The organism is Allokutzneria sp. A3M-2-11 16, assembly GCF_024213555.1.
Taxonomy (GTDB): domain Bacteria; phylum Actinomycetota; class Actinomycetes; order Mycobacteriales; family Pseudonocardiaceae; genus Allokutzneria.
The window spans coordinates 208,185-222,723 of record NZ_JANAVO010000005.1 but is presented as its reverse complement, the minus strand read 5'-3'; the positions used below and the strand labels follow the sequence as shown (position 1 = coordinate 222,723).

Annotated in this window: 17 protein-coding genes; 12 read left to right on the top strand and 5 right to left on the bottom strand. The window is 71.1% G+C overall.

Annotation, left to right across the window (positions count from 1 at the left end; translation table 11 throughout):
• Positions 1-18 precede the first annotated feature (18 nt).
• A complete protein-coding gene (locus NLX83_RS27420; protein ID WP_254238063.1) occupies positions 19-639 on the top strand; it encodes a TetR/AcrR family transcriptional regulator in 621 nt (206 codons plus the stop codon).
• Here NLX83_RS27420 and NLX83_RS27415 read toward each other — a convergent pair.
• Positions 590-1,291 (bottom strand): FadR/GntR family transcriptional regulator, encoded by a 702-nt coding sequence (locus NLX83_RS27415; RefSeq protein WP_254238062.1) that lies wholly within the window; start codon positions 1,289-1,291, stop codon positions 590-592. The two genes, NLX83_RS27420 and NLX83_RS27415, sit on opposite strands and share 50 nt — an antisense overlap.
• Before the next feature lie 153 nt (positions 1,292-1,444).
• Between NLX83_RS27415 and NLX83_RS27410 the strand changes: the two genes are divergently transcribed.
• From NLX83_RS27410 to NLX83_RS27385, 6 genes are all read left to right on the top strand, one after another.
• Positions 1,445-1,729 carry a hypothetical protein gene (locus NLX83_RS27410; protein ID WP_254238061.1) on the top strand — a complete coding sequence of 95 codons (285 nt, stop codon included), beginning with the start codon at positions 1,445-1,447 and terminating at the stop codon, positions 1,727-1,729.
• 137 nt (positions 1,730-1,866) lie between these two features.
• Entirely contained in the window at positions 1,867-2,154 is a 288-nt protein-coding gene (locus NLX83_RS27405) for a hypothetical protein (RefSeq protein ID WP_254238060.1), read from the top strand.
• Between the two features lie 27 nt (positions 2,155-2,181).
• Positions 2,182-2,460: a hypothetical protein gene (locus NLX83_RS27400; RefSeq protein ID WP_254238059.1), complete on the top strand. Its 279-nt coding sequence runs from the start codon at positions 2,182-2,184 to the stop codon at positions 2,458-2,460.
• An 89-nt stretch (positions 2,461-2,549) separates the two neighbouring features.
• Positions 2,550-3,785: an SLC13 family permease gene (locus tag NLX83_RS27395; protein ID WP_254238058.1), complete on the top strand. Its 1,236-nt coding sequence runs from the start codon at positions 2,550-2,552 to the stop codon at positions 3,783-3,785.
• A gap of 11 nt (positions 3,786-3,796) precedes the next feature.
• The gene (locus NLX83_RS27390) at positions 3,797-5,236 is read left to right on the top strand and encodes an acyl-CoA synthetase (protein ID WP_254238057.1); all 1,440 of its coding nucleotides are present in this window, start codon (positions 3,797-3,799) and stop codon (positions 5,234-5,236) included.
• On the top strand, positions 5,237-6,550 hold the full coding sequence (locus NLX83_RS27385) for a carboxyl transferase domain-containing protein (RefSeq protein ID WP_254238056.1): 1,314 nt from the start codon (positions 5,237-5,239) through the stop codon (positions 6,548-6,550).
• Here NLX83_RS27385 and NLX83_RS27380 read toward each other — a convergent pair.
• The 3 genes from NLX83_RS27380 to NLX83_RS27370 are packed head-to-tail and all read right to left on the bottom strand — an operon-like array spanning position 6,485 to position 8,772.
• Positions 6,485-7,681, bottom strand: a complete 1,197-nt coding sequence (locus NLX83_RS27380; protein ID WP_254238055.1) for an MFS transporter — start codon at positions 7,679-7,681, stop codon at positions 6,485-6,487. The two genes, NLX83_RS27385 and NLX83_RS27380, sit on opposite strands and share 66 nt — an antisense overlap.
• 30 nt (positions 7,682-7,711) lie before the next feature.
• Positions 7,712-8,290 carry a TetR/AcrR family transcriptional regulator gene (locus NLX83_RS27375; RefSeq protein ID WP_254238054.1) on the bottom strand — a complete coding sequence of 193 codons (579 nt, stop codon included), beginning with the start codon at positions 8,288-8,290 and terminating at the stop codon, positions 7,712-7,714.
• Between the two features lie 32 nt (positions 8,291-8,322).
• On the bottom strand, positions 8,323-8,772 hold the full coding sequence (locus tag NLX83_RS27370; RefSeq protein ID WP_254238053.1) for a MarR family winged helix-turn-helix transcriptional regulator: 450 nt from the start codon (positions 8,770-8,772) through the stop codon (positions 8,323-8,325).
• A gap of 122 nt (positions 8,773-8,894) precedes the next feature.
• Between NLX83_RS27370 and NLX83_RS27365 the strand changes: the two genes are divergently transcribed.
• From NLX83_RS27365 to NLX83_RS27350, 4 genes are all read left to right on the top strand, one after another.
• Entirely contained in the window at positions 8,895-9,962 is a 1,068-nt protein-coding gene (locus NLX83_RS27365) for an alkene reductase (RefSeq protein WP_254238052.1), read from the top strand.
• 56 nt (positions 9,963-10,018) lie between these two features.
• The gene (locus NLX83_RS27360; protein WP_254238051.1) at positions 10,019-11,188 is read left to right on the top strand and encodes an alpha/beta hydrolase family protein; all 1,170 of its coding nucleotides are present in this window, start codon (positions 10,019-10,021) and stop codon (positions 11,186-11,188) included.
• A 4-nt stretch (positions 11,189-11,192) separates the two neighbouring features.
• Positions 11,193-11,474, top strand: coding sequence for a metal-sensitive transcriptional regulator (locus NLX83_RS27355; RefSeq protein WP_254238050.1), 282 nt, complete (start codon positions 11,193-11,195; stop codon positions 11,472-11,474).
• A gap of 108 nt (positions 11,475-11,582) precedes the next feature.
• Positions 11,583-12,974, top strand: coding sequence for an ATP-binding protein (locus NLX83_RS27350; RefSeq protein ID WP_254238049.1), 1,392 nt, complete (start codon positions 11,583-11,585; stop codon positions 12,972-12,974).
• Here NLX83_RS27350 and NLX83_RS27345 read toward each other — a convergent pair.
• Complete coding sequence (locus tag NLX83_RS27345) at positions 12,965-14,185, bottom strand: exonuclease domain-containing protein (protein ID WP_254238048.1); 1,221 nt, start codon at positions 14,183-14,185, stop codon at positions 12,965-12,967. The two genes, NLX83_RS27350 and NLX83_RS27345, sit on opposite strands and share 10 nt — an antisense overlap.
• A gap of 151 nt (positions 14,186-14,336) precedes the next feature.
• Here NLX83_RS27345 and NLX83_RS27340 point away from each other — a divergent pair, with 151 nt between their 5' ends.
• Positions 14,337-14,510, top strand: coding sequence for a CsbD family protein (locus NLX83_RS27340; RefSeq protein WP_043813024.1), 174 nt, complete (start codon positions 14,337-14,339; stop codon positions 14,508-14,510).
• Positions 14,511-14,539 lie beyond the last annotated feature (29 nt).

The window sequence follows — 14,539 nt, the reverse complement described above, 5'->3', positions numbered from 1 at the left end:
AACAAGGGGTGGTGCGCGGTGGGCCCGACGCGTCGGCGCGGCGAGGAGCTGATCACGGCGATCCACCAGGCCGCGCTGGCGGAACTGGCCGAGGGCGGGCTGGGCAGGCTGAGCATGGAGGGCATCGCGCGACGCGCCGGAACCGCGAAGACCTCGCTCTACCGGCGCTGGGCGAGCCCGGAGGAGGTCCTGCTCGACGCCATCGGCGCGGCCTACCCGGCCGACCGCGTCGGTGCCTCCGGGGACGACCTGCGCGGTGACCTCATCGCGTCGCTGCACCGGCTGCTGGAGTGGAGCAGGCACCCCACCGCGCAGGCGGTCCAGGCGATCCTGATGGAGCGCACCCGCAACCCCGAGCTGGTCGCAGCGCTCTACGAGCGGGTCTTCGACCCGGCGGGCGGGCGGTTCTGCGCGACCGTGCTGCGCCACTACGCCGAGCGCGGCGAGGTCGACGCCCGCAGGCTCACCCCCGCCGTCCTCGACATCGGCGAGGCACTGACCATGAAGTACGCCGTCGACCACGGCGCGGAACCGCCGCGGGAGTACCTGGAGTCCATTGTGGACGAAGTGATCCTGCCCGCGGCGGGGTTCAGTCCTCCGGCGTCCAGTCCAGCAACCGGACCCGGGCGACCGTCTTGAGGTGACGGCGCATCGCCGCGCTCGCCGCACGCGGATCGCCCGCCCGGATCGCGTCGGCGATGGCGCGGTGCTGGGCCAGCGACCGCGACGGGCGGCCGGGCTGGCGCAGCGACTCCCGGCGGCTCTCCGCGACCTGGCCGGAGATCGCCCCCATGAACTCCGCCAGCAGCGCGCTGCGCGCCGCGGCCGCGATCGCCTCGTGGAACCGGCGATCACCCTCGTCCACCTCGCCGCCGTGCTCGACCAGCTCCGCCATCAGCTCCAGCGCCGCGTCGATCCGCCGTAGGTCCTCCTCGGTGCGGCGCTCCGCGGCCAGCTCGGCGAGCTTGGTCTCCAGCGCCTCCCGGGCCTCCAGCACGTCGGGCAGCCTGCGCCTGCGCTCCACCAACTCGGTCACCGGCTCGCCGTCGAGGGTGTCCGCGCGCAGGAAGATCCCGCCGCCCTGGCGCACGTCCACCAGGCCCTGCACCTCCAGGACCACGACCGCCTGCTTCACCGACGCCCGGCTGACCTGGAGCCGCTCGGCGAGATCGCGTTCGGTGGGCAGCTTGTCGCCCTTGCCGAGGCCGTTGGCGGTGACGTACTCGCGCAGCCGGTGCAGCACCTGCTCGTAGAGGCGGGGGCGACCGAGCGGGCGCAACGGTTCTGGCACATGATCAGGCTAACACCGCCCTGCGCCAGGGCATTCTCGAATTCACGCCCTCATATCGACGGAAATGTTCCGGATGACGCCGAAGAGTCGGGGTGCTGCCCTGTCCTTATCTGCATAATCCCCCGTGTTCTGTCATCTTCGCGAGAGGACGTCATGCGAATCACGCGCGTTTCCCTGCTTGTCGGCGCCTTGGTCGCGGGCACCGTGACCATCGGCGGCTCCGCGGCCGCGGCGGGCGGCTGCTACATCAGGACCAAGCAGGAGACCCCCGTCTTCAAGGCCAGCGACCTGACGGAGGACTACAAGCTCAGGAAGGGGGCGGAGAGGGACTCAGCCTGCGCGGCCGAGAACCACGAGATGGCCAGGAACGTGGTGTACCTCAAGGGGCGGAAGCACCTCGTCTCCAAGGCCCACGTCACCATCCATCACCGCGGGTAACCGCCTTCTGAATTCAAGACTCCACATCGGGGTAAACGCTCCGGCTCTCGCCGAATAGCGAAGCCGATTCAATTAATGATTGTGCATACTGCCGTTACGGGGTCGTCGTGGTCCCGGTATCTCGTTGAGAGGAAGTCATGCGCGTTTCCCTGATCGCCTGCGCTGTCGCCGCGGCCGTCCTCAGCTCCGGTGGTGCAGCCGTCGCGGCCGAGTCGTCCCAGTCCGCGGGCAAGCAGAGCCTCTGCTTCGTCGTGGCCAAGCGGGACACCCCCATTCGCGACACGCTGACCGGCGGACAGGTCGGCACCCTGAAGAAGGGCAAGTCGCGCGATTCCGCCTGCAAGGCGGTGGAGGGGTACGTGAACCTCAAGGGCGACATCGACATGGTGCGCGCCGCCGACGTCAGCATCAACGCCCGGGTCTGAGCGACCTCCGCTCCACGAGAGGAAGCCATGCGCGTTTCTCTCATTGTTGGTGCCGTTGTCGCGGCCGCCGTCGCCACCACCGGAACCGCGATCGCCGAGAGCAAGGCGTCGTGCTCGGTCGTCGCGCAGTACAACGGCACCAAGATCTACGACAAGGCGGACAAGCCGGTCGGCACGCTGAACAAGGGCGGCACCCGCGGCTCCAGGTGCGCCGCCGAGACGCACGACCGCAGGTCTGTCGTGTTCCTGACCGGCGGCAAGACCTACGTCGAGGCCGCCTACGTGAAGATCACCCACGGCGCCTGAGCGGCACCCCGGCGTGCTCCCGGACCTTGACACGGGTCCGGGAGCACGCCGATATTGGCTGAGCCAATTGGCCAATCCGGGAGCCGCCGATGTCACCCGAGCTGATCTCCATCCTCGTCCTGGCCCTGGTCTTCGCCCTGGCCACCACGCTGTCGGTGAACATGGGCGGCCTGGGCTTCGCCGCCGCGTTCCTGGTCGGCACCACGGTCGGCGGCCTCACCGCGGAGAAGGTGCTCGGCGGTTTCCCCGGCGACATCTTCGTGGTCCTGGTGGGGGTGACCTACCTCTTCGGCATCGCCCGCGCCAACGGCACGGTCGACCGGCTGGTGGACCTCGCGGTCCGCGTGGTCGGCGGGCGGATCGCGGTCATCCCGTGGGTGATGTTCGGCGTCACCGGGCTGCTCACCGCCATCGGAGCGGTCAGCCCGGCCGCGGTCGCCATCGTCGCGCCGATCGCGCTGAACCTGGCCAACCGCTACGGGATCAACCAGCTCCTGATGGGCGCGCTCGTCGTGCACGGCGCCCAGGCGGGCGGATTCTCGCCGATCAGCGTCTACGGCGCGATCGTCAACGGCGTCGTCGAGCGCAACCACCTGCCGCAGAACGAGATCGCGCTGTTCCTGGCCAGCCTCGTGGCGAACGCGGTGATCGCCGTGATCGTGTTCGTGGTCTTCGGCGGCCTCAAGCTCGGGCGTGCGGACAAGCCCGCGGAGGAGGCGACGCCGCGCGAACCGATCACCTTCCACCAGGTCCTCACGCTGCTCGGCCTCACCACGCTCGTGGTGCTGACACTGGTGTTCGACCTCAACGTGGGCCTGGTCGCGATCACCATCGCCGTGGTGCTCGGCGTCGCCTCGCCGAAGACCAACGCGCAGGCGGTCAACCAGATCACCTGGCCCACCGTGCTGCTGATCTGCGGCGTGCTGACCTACGTCTCGGTGCTCCAGCAGATGGGCGCGGTCACCTACGTCGGCAACGCGGTGCGGGATGTGGGATCGCCCACGCTCGCCGTGCTCCTGCTGCTGTTGATCGGCGCGATCGTGTCGGCTCTGGCGTCCTCGGTTGGCGTGCTCGGCGCGACCATCCCGCTCGCGGTTCCGCTGCTCTCGGTGGGTCACATCGACCCGGTGAGCATGGTCGCCGCGCTCGCGGTCGCCGCCACCGTCGTCGACGTCAGCCCGTTCTCCACCAACGGCGCCATCGTCCTGGCCAACGCGCGCGATGTTGACCGCGACGCGTTCTTCAAGCAGCTTCTGCGGTACGGCGCGATCATCGTCGCGGCCGCCCCGGTCGCGTTGTGGGCTGTCTTGGCGGTAGTTGGATGAAGGGGCTTGAGATGAACTCCCCGCTGTTCCCGGCGTTGTCCGAACCGACAGAGCGCGAGGCGATCCGCTTCGGCGAACGCGCGCTGAGCTACCGCGAACTGGCCGCGGTCGCCGGGCGGCTCGCGAGCGAGTTCGCCGGGACGGGCCGGGTCGCGGTGTGGGCGACACCGAGCATCGAGACCTGCGTCGGCGTGGTCGCCGCGCTGCTCGCGGGCGTTCCGGCGGTCCCGATCAACCCCAAGATCGGCGAGCGGGAACTGGCGCACATCCTCGGCGACAGCGCGCCCGGCCTGGTGCTCAGCGCCCCCGGCACCGAACTGCCCGCCGGATTCGGCGAACTCGGGCGCGTCGAGATCGAGCTGGACGTGCCCGCGACCATGCCGGAGCGCCTGCCCGAGCCGGACCCCGAGACACCCGCGCTGATCATCTACACCTCCGGGACCACCGGCGCCCCCAAGGGCGTGGTGCTGCCCCGGCGCTCGATCTCCAGCAACCTCGACAGCCTCGCGACGGCCTGGGAATGGACCGGCGAGGACGTGCTCGTGCACGGGCTGCCGCTGTTCCACGTACACGGGCTGGGCGTCGGCGTGCTCGGGCCGCTGCGCCTCGGCGGGACGCTGCACCACCTCGGCTCGTTCTCCACCGCCGGGATCGGCGCCGAACTGGGCGGCCCGGCCACGATGATGTTCGGCGTCCCCACCATGTACAGCCGCCTGGTCGCCGACGCCGAGGCCGACCCCGAGCTGGCCAAGGCCATCGGCCGGGCGCGCCTGCTGGTCTCCGGGTCCGCGCCGCTGCCCGCGAGCGTGCACCAGCGGATCTCCGAGGCCACCGGCCAGCTCGTCGTCGAGCGCTACGGCATGTCGGAGACGCTGATGAACTGCTCGGTGCGCGCGGCGGGGGAGCGCCGCCCCGGCACCGTGGGCCCGCCGGTCGACGGCGTCGACGTGCGGCTCGTCGACGAGACGGGCGCGCCGATCGAGGGCGAGGACGACGAGACGGTCGGCGAGATCGAGGTCCGCGGCCCGAACCTGTTCCTGGAGTACCTGAACCGGCCCGACGCGACCGCGGAAGCCTTCCGCGACGGGTGGTTCCGCACCGGCGACGTGGCCACCCGCGGCAAGGACGGCTACCTCCGCATCGTCGGCCGCCGCGCCATCGACCTGATCAAGACCGGCGGCTACAAGGTCGGCGCGGGCGAGGTGGAGAACGCGCTGCTGGAGCACGCGGGCGTCGCCGAGGTCGCGGTGACCGGCGAACCCGATGACGACCTCGGCGAGCGGATCGTCGCGTGGGTGGTGCCCAGCGGCGAGGCGCCCAGCCCTCAGGAGTTGGCCGACCACGTGGCCCGCCTGCTCACCCCGCACAAGCGCCCGCGTGTCGTGCACTTCCTGGAAGCCTTGCCGCGCAACGACATGGGCAAGGTCATGAAGAAAGCTCTTGGAGGCTGAATGGACTCCCGCAGTGCCCGCGACGTTCTGCGCGCCGTCGCCGAAGCCTTCTCCGGGTTCTTCGACGTCGACCACAGCGTCTCCGATCCGTTCGGCTGGCCCGGCTACCCGGAGAAGCAGCGCGAACTGGGCGCTGACCACGGCCCGCGCGAATCCGTCATGTGCGGGCAGGCGCGGATTCGCGGCATCGAGTGCGCGATGGTCTCCTTCGACTTCCGGTACTTCGGCGGCTCCCTCGGCTCCCGCACCGGAGATCGCCTGGTGGGGGCGTTCGACGAAGCGGTGCGGCGCGGTCTGCCGATGGTGACGCTCGTGGCCTCCGGGGGAAGCAGGATGCAGGAGGGCATGCTCGCCCTCGTGCAGATGCAGCGCATCGCGGGCGCGGCGGCCCGGCTCAGGGCCGCCGGGTTGCCGCACGTCACCGTGCTGCGTGATCCCGTCGCGGGCGGCGCGTGGGCGTCGCTGGCCAGCAGCGCCGACGTGGTGCTCGCGCTGCCCGACGCCACGGTCTGCTTCGCCGGAACACGGGTGCGCGGTGACTCCGACGACACGGAAGCGTTCACCAGCAACGGAAAGCTCGCTCAAGGGCAGGTGCACCGATTGCTGGAACTGGACGAGGTCGGCGCCGCGCTCGCATCCCTGCTGCCCCTGCTGAAGCCGACCTCCACCGACGCGCCGGACGTCCCGAACGCGCTCGGCCACACCGATCTCCCGTCCACCGGAGCCGAGGCCGTGCGGCGCGCGCGAGCCGCCGAGCGCCCCCGCGCCGATGCCTACCTGGACGACTACTTCGACAACCGCTTCCCGTTGAGCGGCGCCGATCCCGGGATGCTCCGCGGCTTCGGCAGCCGCCGTGGAAACGCGATCGCCTACGTCGCGCAGACCGGAACCGCGAACAGTCCGGCCGGGTTCCGCGCCGCCGCGCGCCACGTGCGGCTGGCCGACCGGCTCCGGCTGCCGGTCCTGACCCTGGTCGACACGCCCGGAGCCGCCCACGACGCGCGGGCCGAACGGGACGGGATCGGCCCCGCCATCGCCGAACTGTTCACCGCCGTCGCCGACGCGAGCGTTCCGATCACGACCCTCGTCGTCGGCGAGGGCGGCTCCGGCGGCGCGCTCGCGCTGACCTCGCACACCGACGTGTGGATCACCCCGGACGCCTACTTCTCCGTCATCGCACCGGAATCGGCCAACGCGATCCTCAAACGCGCCCCGGAAGAGCTCGGCGCGACCATAGATCAACTCAAACTACGCCCGCAGGACCTCCTCGACCTCGGCGTCGCGCACGGCATCGCCCGGCGCGGCCGCGCGTAGGCTGAGCAGGCCGAGGACCGCGAACACCACGCCCACCCACAGCGGCGAGGTCAGGCTCAACCCCGCGCTGATGCCGAGGCCGCCCGCCCAGGACCCGAGCCCGATGCCGAGGGAGATCACCGCGGTGTGCACGGTGTTCACCAGCGGGCGGCCATCGGCGACGCGCATGACCCTGGCCCCGAGCGCCGGGACCATCGACACCCCGACGAGCCCGAGCACGACCACGGCGACCACGGTCAGCGCCCGGTTCCCCGCGACCAGTGCGAACCCGGCCAGCGTCACCGTGAGCGCGCCCAGGCCGAAGGTCAGGACCGGCATCGTGTACCGGTCGGCGAAACGGCCGACCACCGTGTTGCCCACGACCGTCGCGGCGCCGTACGCGGTGAGCAGGACGGGCACGACGGCGGGGGAGAACCCGCCGACCTCGATGAAGATCGGCGAGAAGTAGCTGAACGCGGCGAACACCGCGCCGACGAGCAGCCCGCTGGTCACGTACGCGGCCCAGAGCCTGCTGTTGCGCAGCGCAACGACCTCCTCGCGCAGGCTGATGCCTTCGGGCCGCGCACCGGAGGGCACGACGCGCAGCACCACGAGCCCGGCCAGCAGGGTCGCCAGCACGACCGCCCAGAAGCTCGCGCGCCAGCCGTAGACCTGGTCGACCAGGGTCGTCGCGGGCAGGCCGAGCACCGTCCCGAACATCACTCCGCCCAGGACGACGGCGGACGCCCGCCCCCGGCGCTCCGGGCCGACCAGGTCGACCGCGACGGCGATCGCCACGCCGAAGAACGCCGACGACGCCACGCCGGTGATCACCCGTGACAGCAGCATCACGCCGTAGCCCGTGGCCACGGCTCCGAGTGCTTGGCCGACCAGGAACACCCCGATGAGCGCCAGCAGCGCGTGCTTGCGCGGCACCCGCAGCAGGCCGACCGTGAGCACCGGCCCGCCGACGACCATCGCGGCGGCGAACGCCGAGATCAGGTAGCCGATCGCGGCCACCGACACGTCGAACTCCGCCGCCAGCGAGGGCATCAGCCCGGACACCATGAACTCGCTCGTGGTCATCGCGAAGATCCCGAGACCCAGGACGTAGACGGCTAACGGCATGACGAGACCCCAGTTCTGGAACATACGGTACAAAAGTCGGGCAGGAAAGAAGGACTAGAGGGCGGACAGGGTGCCCTCGACGACGTCGAGCAGCGCGGCGCGGTCGTCGGTGACCTTGCCCAGGACGCGCAGACCGTAGTAAGCGCTCTGGAAGAACCGCGCGGCCTGGAGCGGGGATCGTTCGGTCGACAGCTCGCCGGTGCTCTGCCCGACGGCCATCAGGTGGCAGATCGTCTGTTCCAGGCGCACGAACTGCCTGTGCGCCAGCTCGGCGATCTCCGAGGTGCGGCCGCCCGCGTCCACGGCGGCGTTGATCGCCAGGCAGCCCTTGCGTTCCGGGTCAGCCATGTCCACATCGACGCACCACAGCATCAGCGCGCGCAAGCGGTCCTTCACCGGGCCCGGCCGCTCCAGGATCTCCAACTGCCCCTGCGGTGCCATGAGGGAGTAGCGGCGCAGGGCCGCCTCGTAGAGCTGGCGCTTGCTGCCGAAGGCGTTGTAGAGGCTGCCGCGCCCGAGACCGGTGCTGTCGCAGAGGTCCTGGGTCGTGGTCGCCTCGTAGCCCTTGCGCCAGAACAGCTCCATCGCCGCGTCCACCGCGGCGGTGTCGTCGAACTCCCTGGGCCTGCCCACGACGCAAGGCTAGGCGATTCTGTAACGCTCGGTCAACAAGCGTCGGGGCAGTCGGGGCCCCTGGCCGCCTCGCAGAGGTTGCCCTCGACGCGCTCCAGTGCGGAGGTCAGCGCGGCGACCTCGTCCTCGCTGAGGCCGTTGAGGGTGATCTTCTCCAGTTCGTCCCACGCGGCGAGCACGCGGTCCCGCAGCGCGAGTCCCGCCTGGGTCGACTCCACGTACCAGGCCCGCCCGTCGCGATGGCACCGGCTGCGCCGCACGAAACCACCGTGCTCCAGGCGCTGCACCATCCTGGTCAGGGTCGAGGCGTCCACGTCGAGGGCTTCGGAGAGCGCGCCCTGGCGCTGGGAACCGTGGTCCCACAGGCGCATCATCAGCAGTTCCTGCCCCGGGTGCAGTCCCGCGTCGCGCAGCAGCTGACCGGCCACCGTGCGGTGCAACCGTCCGGCGCGGACGAGCAGGTTGCTGATCGGACTGGTCACGGGGCGCCCCTTTTCATGGTCGACCACAATAATACGGGTGACCCAGGTCACAGTCAGGGTTGGAATGTTCGCTCCCCGCCGTTAGTTGGTCGGACAAGTAACTACGGACTTGGGAGCGAGTCATGACCACGGCATTCGATCCGATCGACCTGGCGGGCACGAAGCTGGCCAACCGCATCGCCATGGCGCCGATGACCAGGAGCCGCGCGGGCCGGGGCGGGGTGCCCACGCAGACGATGGCCACCTACTACGCCCAGCGCGCGGCCGCGGGGCTGATCATCACCGAGGGCACCCAGCCGTCCGTGGTCGGCCAGGGATATCCCGACACGCCGGGCCTGCACAGCGACGAGCAGGTCGAGGGCTGGCGCCTCGTCACCGACGCGGTGCACGCCGAGGGCGCGCGGATCTACGCGCAGCTCATGCACTCCGGCCGCATCGGCCACCCCAGCCTGCTGCCCGGCGAGCTCGTCCCGACCGGCCCGTCCGCCGTCGCCGCGCAGGGACAGGTGTTCACCGGCACCGGCATGCACGACTTCGTGACGCCGAAGGAGCTGACCGAGGCCGAGATCCACCAGACCGTCGCCGACTTCGCCGACGCCGCGCGCAACGCGATCGCGGCCGGGTTCGACGGCGTGGAACTGCACGGCGCCAACGGATACCTGATCCAGCAGTTCCTCTCCAGCAACGCCAACATCCGCACCGACGGCTGGGGCACCACGGTCGAGGGGCGCATCCGTTTCGCGGTCGAGGTGGTGAAGGCCGTCGTCGCGGCCATCGGCGCGGACCGCACCGCGATGCGGATCTCCCCGGCGGGCACCTTCAACGACATCGTCGAGGACTCCCACCGCGAGGTCTACACCGCGCTGGTCGACGCGATCGAGCCGTTCGGGCTGTCCTACCTGCACATCGCCGAGGGCGCCGACCGCGACCTGACGCTGAAGATCCGTGAGCGCTTCAGCGGCGTGCTCGTGCTCAACCCGTTCACCGAGGGCCGCCCGACCGACCACTCCGAACTGCACCTGGTCGAGAGCGGTGTCGCGGACGTGCTCGCCTTCGGCGCGCAGTTCCTGGCCAACCCCGACCTGCCGGTCCGGCTCGCCTCCGCGGGTCCGTACAACACGCCGGACCCGGCGTCCTTCTACGGCGGCGACAGCAAGGGCTACACCGACTACCCGGTGCTCACCCCCTGATCCGCCCGGGGGCCCGCCCCAGTGTGCGCGGTGGCCGCTTTCGCGATCGTTGAGCCATGATCTCGACGAGAACGAAGACGGCCGCCGCCGTGCTCAGCGCCGCCTTGCTGCTGGCGAGCACCGGCGCGGCCGTCGCGGGGCAACCCCGGCGCGGTCAGCTGGTCGGCGTGACCGAACTCGACGGCCTCGCCACGGCCTCGGTCACCGAGCTGCTGGCAGCGAAGGGGCTGGACACCGCGCGGGTGAGCCACGGCGTGCGGCCCTACAAGATCACCTATCGCACCGTCGATCCAGATGGCCGACCAACTACCGCGTCCGGACTGGTCGTGCTGCCGGTGAGCCGGGCGCGGACGCTGAAGCCGGTGGCATGGCTGCACGGGACGACCGTCTACCGGGGCGACGTCGCGTCGGTGAACGCGAAGGGCACGGACCGGGCCATCGCGGTGATGCTGGCCTCGGCGGGGTACGCGGTCGTCGCACCGGACTACCTCGGGCTCGGGGAGGGGCCCGGCGCGCATCCCTACGTCGACCCCGACTCCGCCGCCACCGCCTCGATCGACGCACTGCGGGCGGGCAGGACTCTCACGGAGCGGCGCGGGGTCCGCTTCGCGGAGCGCGTGTTCCTCACCGGTCACTCGCAGGGCGGCCAGTCCACGATGGCGGTGGGCCGCGAACTGCAGCGCGGGGCCGACCACCGGATGCGGCTGGGCGCGCTGGCCCCGATCGCGGGCCCGTACGCGATGAGCGCGTCCCTGCGCGAGGCGCTGGCCGACAAGGTCAACTTCGCGTCACCGTACGTCGGCTACCTGACGACCTCGTGGAACCGGCTGCACGGGCTCTACTCCGATCCCGCCGAGGCGTTCCAGAAGCCTTCGGTCGAGCAGCTCTTCGACGGCCACCACACGTCGGAGCAGGTTTTCCGGGGACTGCCGGACAAGGTGCACAAACTCCTCACACCCGAGTTCCACCGGAAGCTGAGCAACCCCTCCGGAGCGCTGCGCCGCGCACTGGACAAGGCCGACCGCGTGTGCGACTGGCGGCCCGCGGTGCCGACCACGCTGTACATGGCCTCCGGTGACGGCGACGTCCTGCCGTTCAACGCCGCGCACTGCGCGCGCCAGCTCGGTGGGCGGGTGCCCGTCGTGGACGTCGGTCAGGTCGACCACAACACGGCCGCGACGCGTGCCCTGCCGCAGGTGCTCCGGGCGTTCGACTCGGTAACCTAGGGGTATGCGGGGATACACCGAGGGCAAGGACGGCTACCTCAAACGGCTGCGCCGGATCGAGGGCCAGATCCGTGGTCTGCAGCGGATGGTCGACAACGACGAGTACTGCATCGACGTCCTCACCCAGATCTCCGCCGCCACCAAGGCTCTGCAAGCGGTCTCCCTCGGCCTGCTCGACGAGCACCTCAAGCACTGCGTGAGCCAGGCGATCGCCGAAGGCGGCGACGGAGCCGAGGACAAGATCCGCGAGGCCAGCGAGGCCATCGCCCGCCTCGTCCGCTCCTGACCCAGCCCCGTTGTGCCCGTTTCGTACTCTTAGCCGGGAAAAGAGCGCTCCCAATCCCCGTTATGAGTACGAAACGGGAGACCCTGCGGAGGGGGTAGCGTCGCGGGGGTGACGAGTCAGCCCACCGCGCGGACCCTGGGCGAGCTGAAGAGCTCCGGCTACCAGTCTCGCGACGTCAAGACCGAGATCCGGCACAACCTGCTCGCCGCGCTCCGCAGCGGGGAACGCGGGTGGGACGGGATCGTCGGGTTCGACCACTCGGTGCTGCCGCAGCTCGAACGCGCGTTGCTGGCCGGGCACGACGTGGTGCTGCTCGGCGAGCGCGGGCAGGGCAAGACGCGGCTGCTGCGCTCCCTGGTGGCGTTGCTCGACGAGTGGATGCCGGTGATCGACGGCGCCGAGCTGCCGGAGGACCCGCTCGCCCCGATCACCCCCGCCTCGCGGCGCCGGGCGGCCGAGCTCGGGGACCAGCTGCCGATCGCGTGGGTGCACCGCGACCAGCGCTACGCGGAGAAGCTGGCCACGCCGGACACCAGCGTCGGTGACCTGGTCGGCGACGTGGACCCGGTGAAGGTCGCGCAGGGCCGCGGCCTCGGCGATCCCGAGACCATCCACTTCGGGCTCGTGCCGCGCGCCCACCGCGGCATCATCGCGCTCAACGAGCTGCCCGACCTGGCCGAGCGCATCCAGGTGGCGCTGCTCAACGTGATGGAGGAGCGCGACATCCAGGTGCGCGGGTACACGCTGCGGTTGCCGCTGGACGTGCTGCTGGTGGCCACGGCGAACCCCGAGGACTACACGAACCGGGGACGGATCATCACCCCGCTGAAGGACCGCTTCGGCGCGGAGATCCGCACCCACTACCCGCTGGAGATCGCCGACGAGGTCGCCATGGTGCGGCAGGAGGCCGGGCTCGCGGCCGAGGTCGGGGACCACCTGGTGGAGGTCGTCGCCCGTTTCGTGCGGCACCTGCGCGAGTCCAACGGCGTCGACCAGCGCTCCGGGGTGTCCGCGCGGTTCGCCATCGCGGCGGCGGAAACCGTTGCCGCGGCGGCTTTGCGGCGCGCGGCGCTGACCGAGGAGTGGCCCGCCGTCGCGCGGACGGTGGACCTGGAGGCCGTGGTGCCCGTGCTCCGCGGGAAGCTGGAGTTCGAGGCCGGGGTCGAGGGCCCGGAGAGCGTGGAGCTGCTGACCCACCTGCTGCGGCGCGCGGTCGCCGACACCGGGCGGTCGCTGCTGGCCGGGGTGGACCTCGCGCCGCTCGCCGAGGCGGTGTCCGCCGGACAGCCCGTCACCACGGGCGAGCGCGTGCCCGCGACCGATGTGCTCAAGGCGCTGCCCGAGCTGCCCGTGCTCGTCGAGGTCGCCAAACGCCTTGGTGTGGAGCCAAACGATCCGGTGGGCCGAGTCGCGGGTGCCGTGGAGTTCGCGTTGGAGCTGCTGTACTTGACGAAGCGGCTGGGCAAGCGGTCCGCGGACGGCCGGACCACCTACACCTGATCGCGGTCGAGCGCGGCGAGCAGCCGGTGGAACGCGGCCTCGGTGATCACCGGGACCCCGCGCTCCCGAGCCTGCCGGGCCTTGACGGAGAGCGTGTCGGCGTCGGCCGCGACCACCAGGCGCGTCCTGCCGCTGACGTGGTCCGGCCGCACCACGAGCCCGGCCCGGACCGCGCGCTCCTCCCACTCCTCACGGGGCAGCATCGTGTCGCCGGTGAACACCACCCGATCACCGCGCTGGAGCCGGAAACCCTTGCGGCTAGGCGATTTCGGGGCGCTCAACGCCTGGGTCACCGCGTCGTCGGGCAGGCCCAGTATCCCCGCCACGTCACGCAGCTCGGCGCGTTCGGACTCGCCGACCCAGCCGTCGCGCCGGGCCGCCGCGGCGAGGGCCTCCAGGTACCCCAGGTGCAGCCGCTCCACGGTCGGGCGGTCCAGGCCGAGCGAGGCTGCGACCTCGATCAGCTCGTCCTGCTCGCTCAGCGACACGTAGCGGTCCAGCATCGCCTTGTCGAGCACGGCGAGGTACGGCTCGGCGCCCTCGGGCTCGCGCACCCGCGGCAGCTCGTCGACCAGCCGCGCGAGGAAGTGCTCGGTCTCGGCACCCGCGACCGCGCGGCGCACGGGCGGCAGCCCCGGCCCGTCGAACGGCGGCCACGGCCGGCCCGCGGCACCGGTGAGCAGATCGACCCAGGGCTCCGGGCGCCCGCACCGGGACAGGTACACGGCGAGCAGCCCGGCCGCGGCGTGCGCGTCGTGCAGCGCGGAGTGCGCGTGGTCCAGCGTCACCCCCGCGACGCGGCAGCAGGTGGCCAGTGACCGCGACGGCGAGTCCAGGTAGGTCTCGGCCAGCGCCATCGTGCACAGCCCGCCGTCCAGCTCCAGCGGTGCGCCGCCGCCGACGCGGTCGAACTCCGCGGTGAGGAAGCCCAGGTCGAAGGCCAGGTTGTGGGCGACGACGACCCGACCGGCCAACTGGTCGGCGAGCGCGCCCGCGACCTGGTCGAAGGTCGGCGCCCTGCGGACCTCCGCGGCGGTGATCCGGTGGATCCGCTGCGGGCCGAGGTCGCGCAGCGGGTTGAGCAGGCTGCACCACTCGCCGGTCACCGCGCCGTCCGCGTCGAGGTGCACCACCGCGACCTCGACGACACGGTGGTGCATGCCGGGGAGCAGTCCGGTGGTCTCGACGTCGACGACGGCGTAACCGTTCATGATTTCCTGTGTACCCGGGGAAGCTTTCCGTTCCGTCACAACAAGAAGTGCTTCAGGCAACTACCTGGGGCAAGATTTTTTCGGAGTACCGCGTTTGGCGGTGTCGCGACCGGGAACCCGATGCTCGACACCAAGACCAAACGGAGGCGAGATGAGCGACTCGGACAAGGTCGAGAACAAGGCCGAAGAGCTCAAGGGCAAGGCCAAGGAGAAGGTCGGTGACGCGACCGACAACGAGCAGTGGCAGGCCGAAGGCAAGGGTGAGCAGGTCAAGGCGAACCTGAAGCAGGCAGGCGAAAAGGTGAAGGACGCCTTCCGCGGGTGATGGGATGACCCTCCGCTCCCCGTCCCCGT

Bases quoted from the DNA above. Each gene is read 5' to 3' on its own strand.
- NLX83_RS27365 (WP_254238052.1), top strand. From the start codon at position 8,895: ATGACCACGGCATTCGATCCGATCGACCTGGCGGGCACGAAGCTGGCC.
- NLX83_RS27400 (WP_254238059.1), top strand. From the start codon at position 2,182: ATGCGCGTTTCTCTCATTGTTGGTGCCGTTGTCGCGGCCGCCGTCGCC.
- NLX83_RS27385 (WP_254238056.1), top strand. From the start codon at position 5,237: ATGGACTCCCGCAGTGCCCGCGACGTTCTGCGCGCCGTCGCCGAAGCC.
- NLX83_RS27355 (WP_254238050.1), top strand. From the start codon at position 11,193: ATGCGGGGATACACCGAGGGCAAGGACGGCTACCTCAAACGGCTGCGC.
- NLX83_RS27405 (WP_254238060.1), top strand. From the start codon at position 1,867: ATGCGCGTTTCCCTGATCGCCTGCGCTGTCGCCGCGGCCGTCCTCAGC.
- NLX83_RS27345 (WP_254238048.1), bottom strand. From the start codon at position 14,185: ATGAACGGTTACGCCGTCGTCGACGTCGAGACCACCGGACTGCTCCCC.
- NLX83_RS27410 (WP_254238061.1), top strand. From the start codon at position 1,445: ATGCGAATCACGCGCGTTTCCCTGCTTGTCGGCGCCTTGGTCGCGGGC.
- NLX83_RS27360 (WP_254238051.1), top strand. From the start codon at position 10,019: ATGATCTCGACGAGAACGAAGACGGCCGCCGCCGTGCTCAGCGCCGCC.
- NLX83_RS27340 (WP_043813024.1), top strand. From the start codon at position 14,337: ATGAGCGACTCGGACAAGGTCGAGAACAAGGCCGAAGAGCTCAAGGGC.
- NLX83_RS27380 (WP_254238055.1), bottom strand. From the start codon at position 7,681: ATGTTCCAGAACTGGGGTCTCGTCATGCCGTTAGCCGTCTACGTCCTG.
- NLX83_RS27395 (WP_254238058.1), top strand. From the start codon at position 2,550: ATGTCACCCGAGCTGATCTCCATCCTCGTCCTGGCCCTGGTCTTCGCC.
- NLX83_RS27390 (WP_254238057.1), top strand. From the start codon at position 3,797: ATGAACTCCCCGCTGTTCCCGGCGTTGTCCGAACCGACAGAGCGCGAG.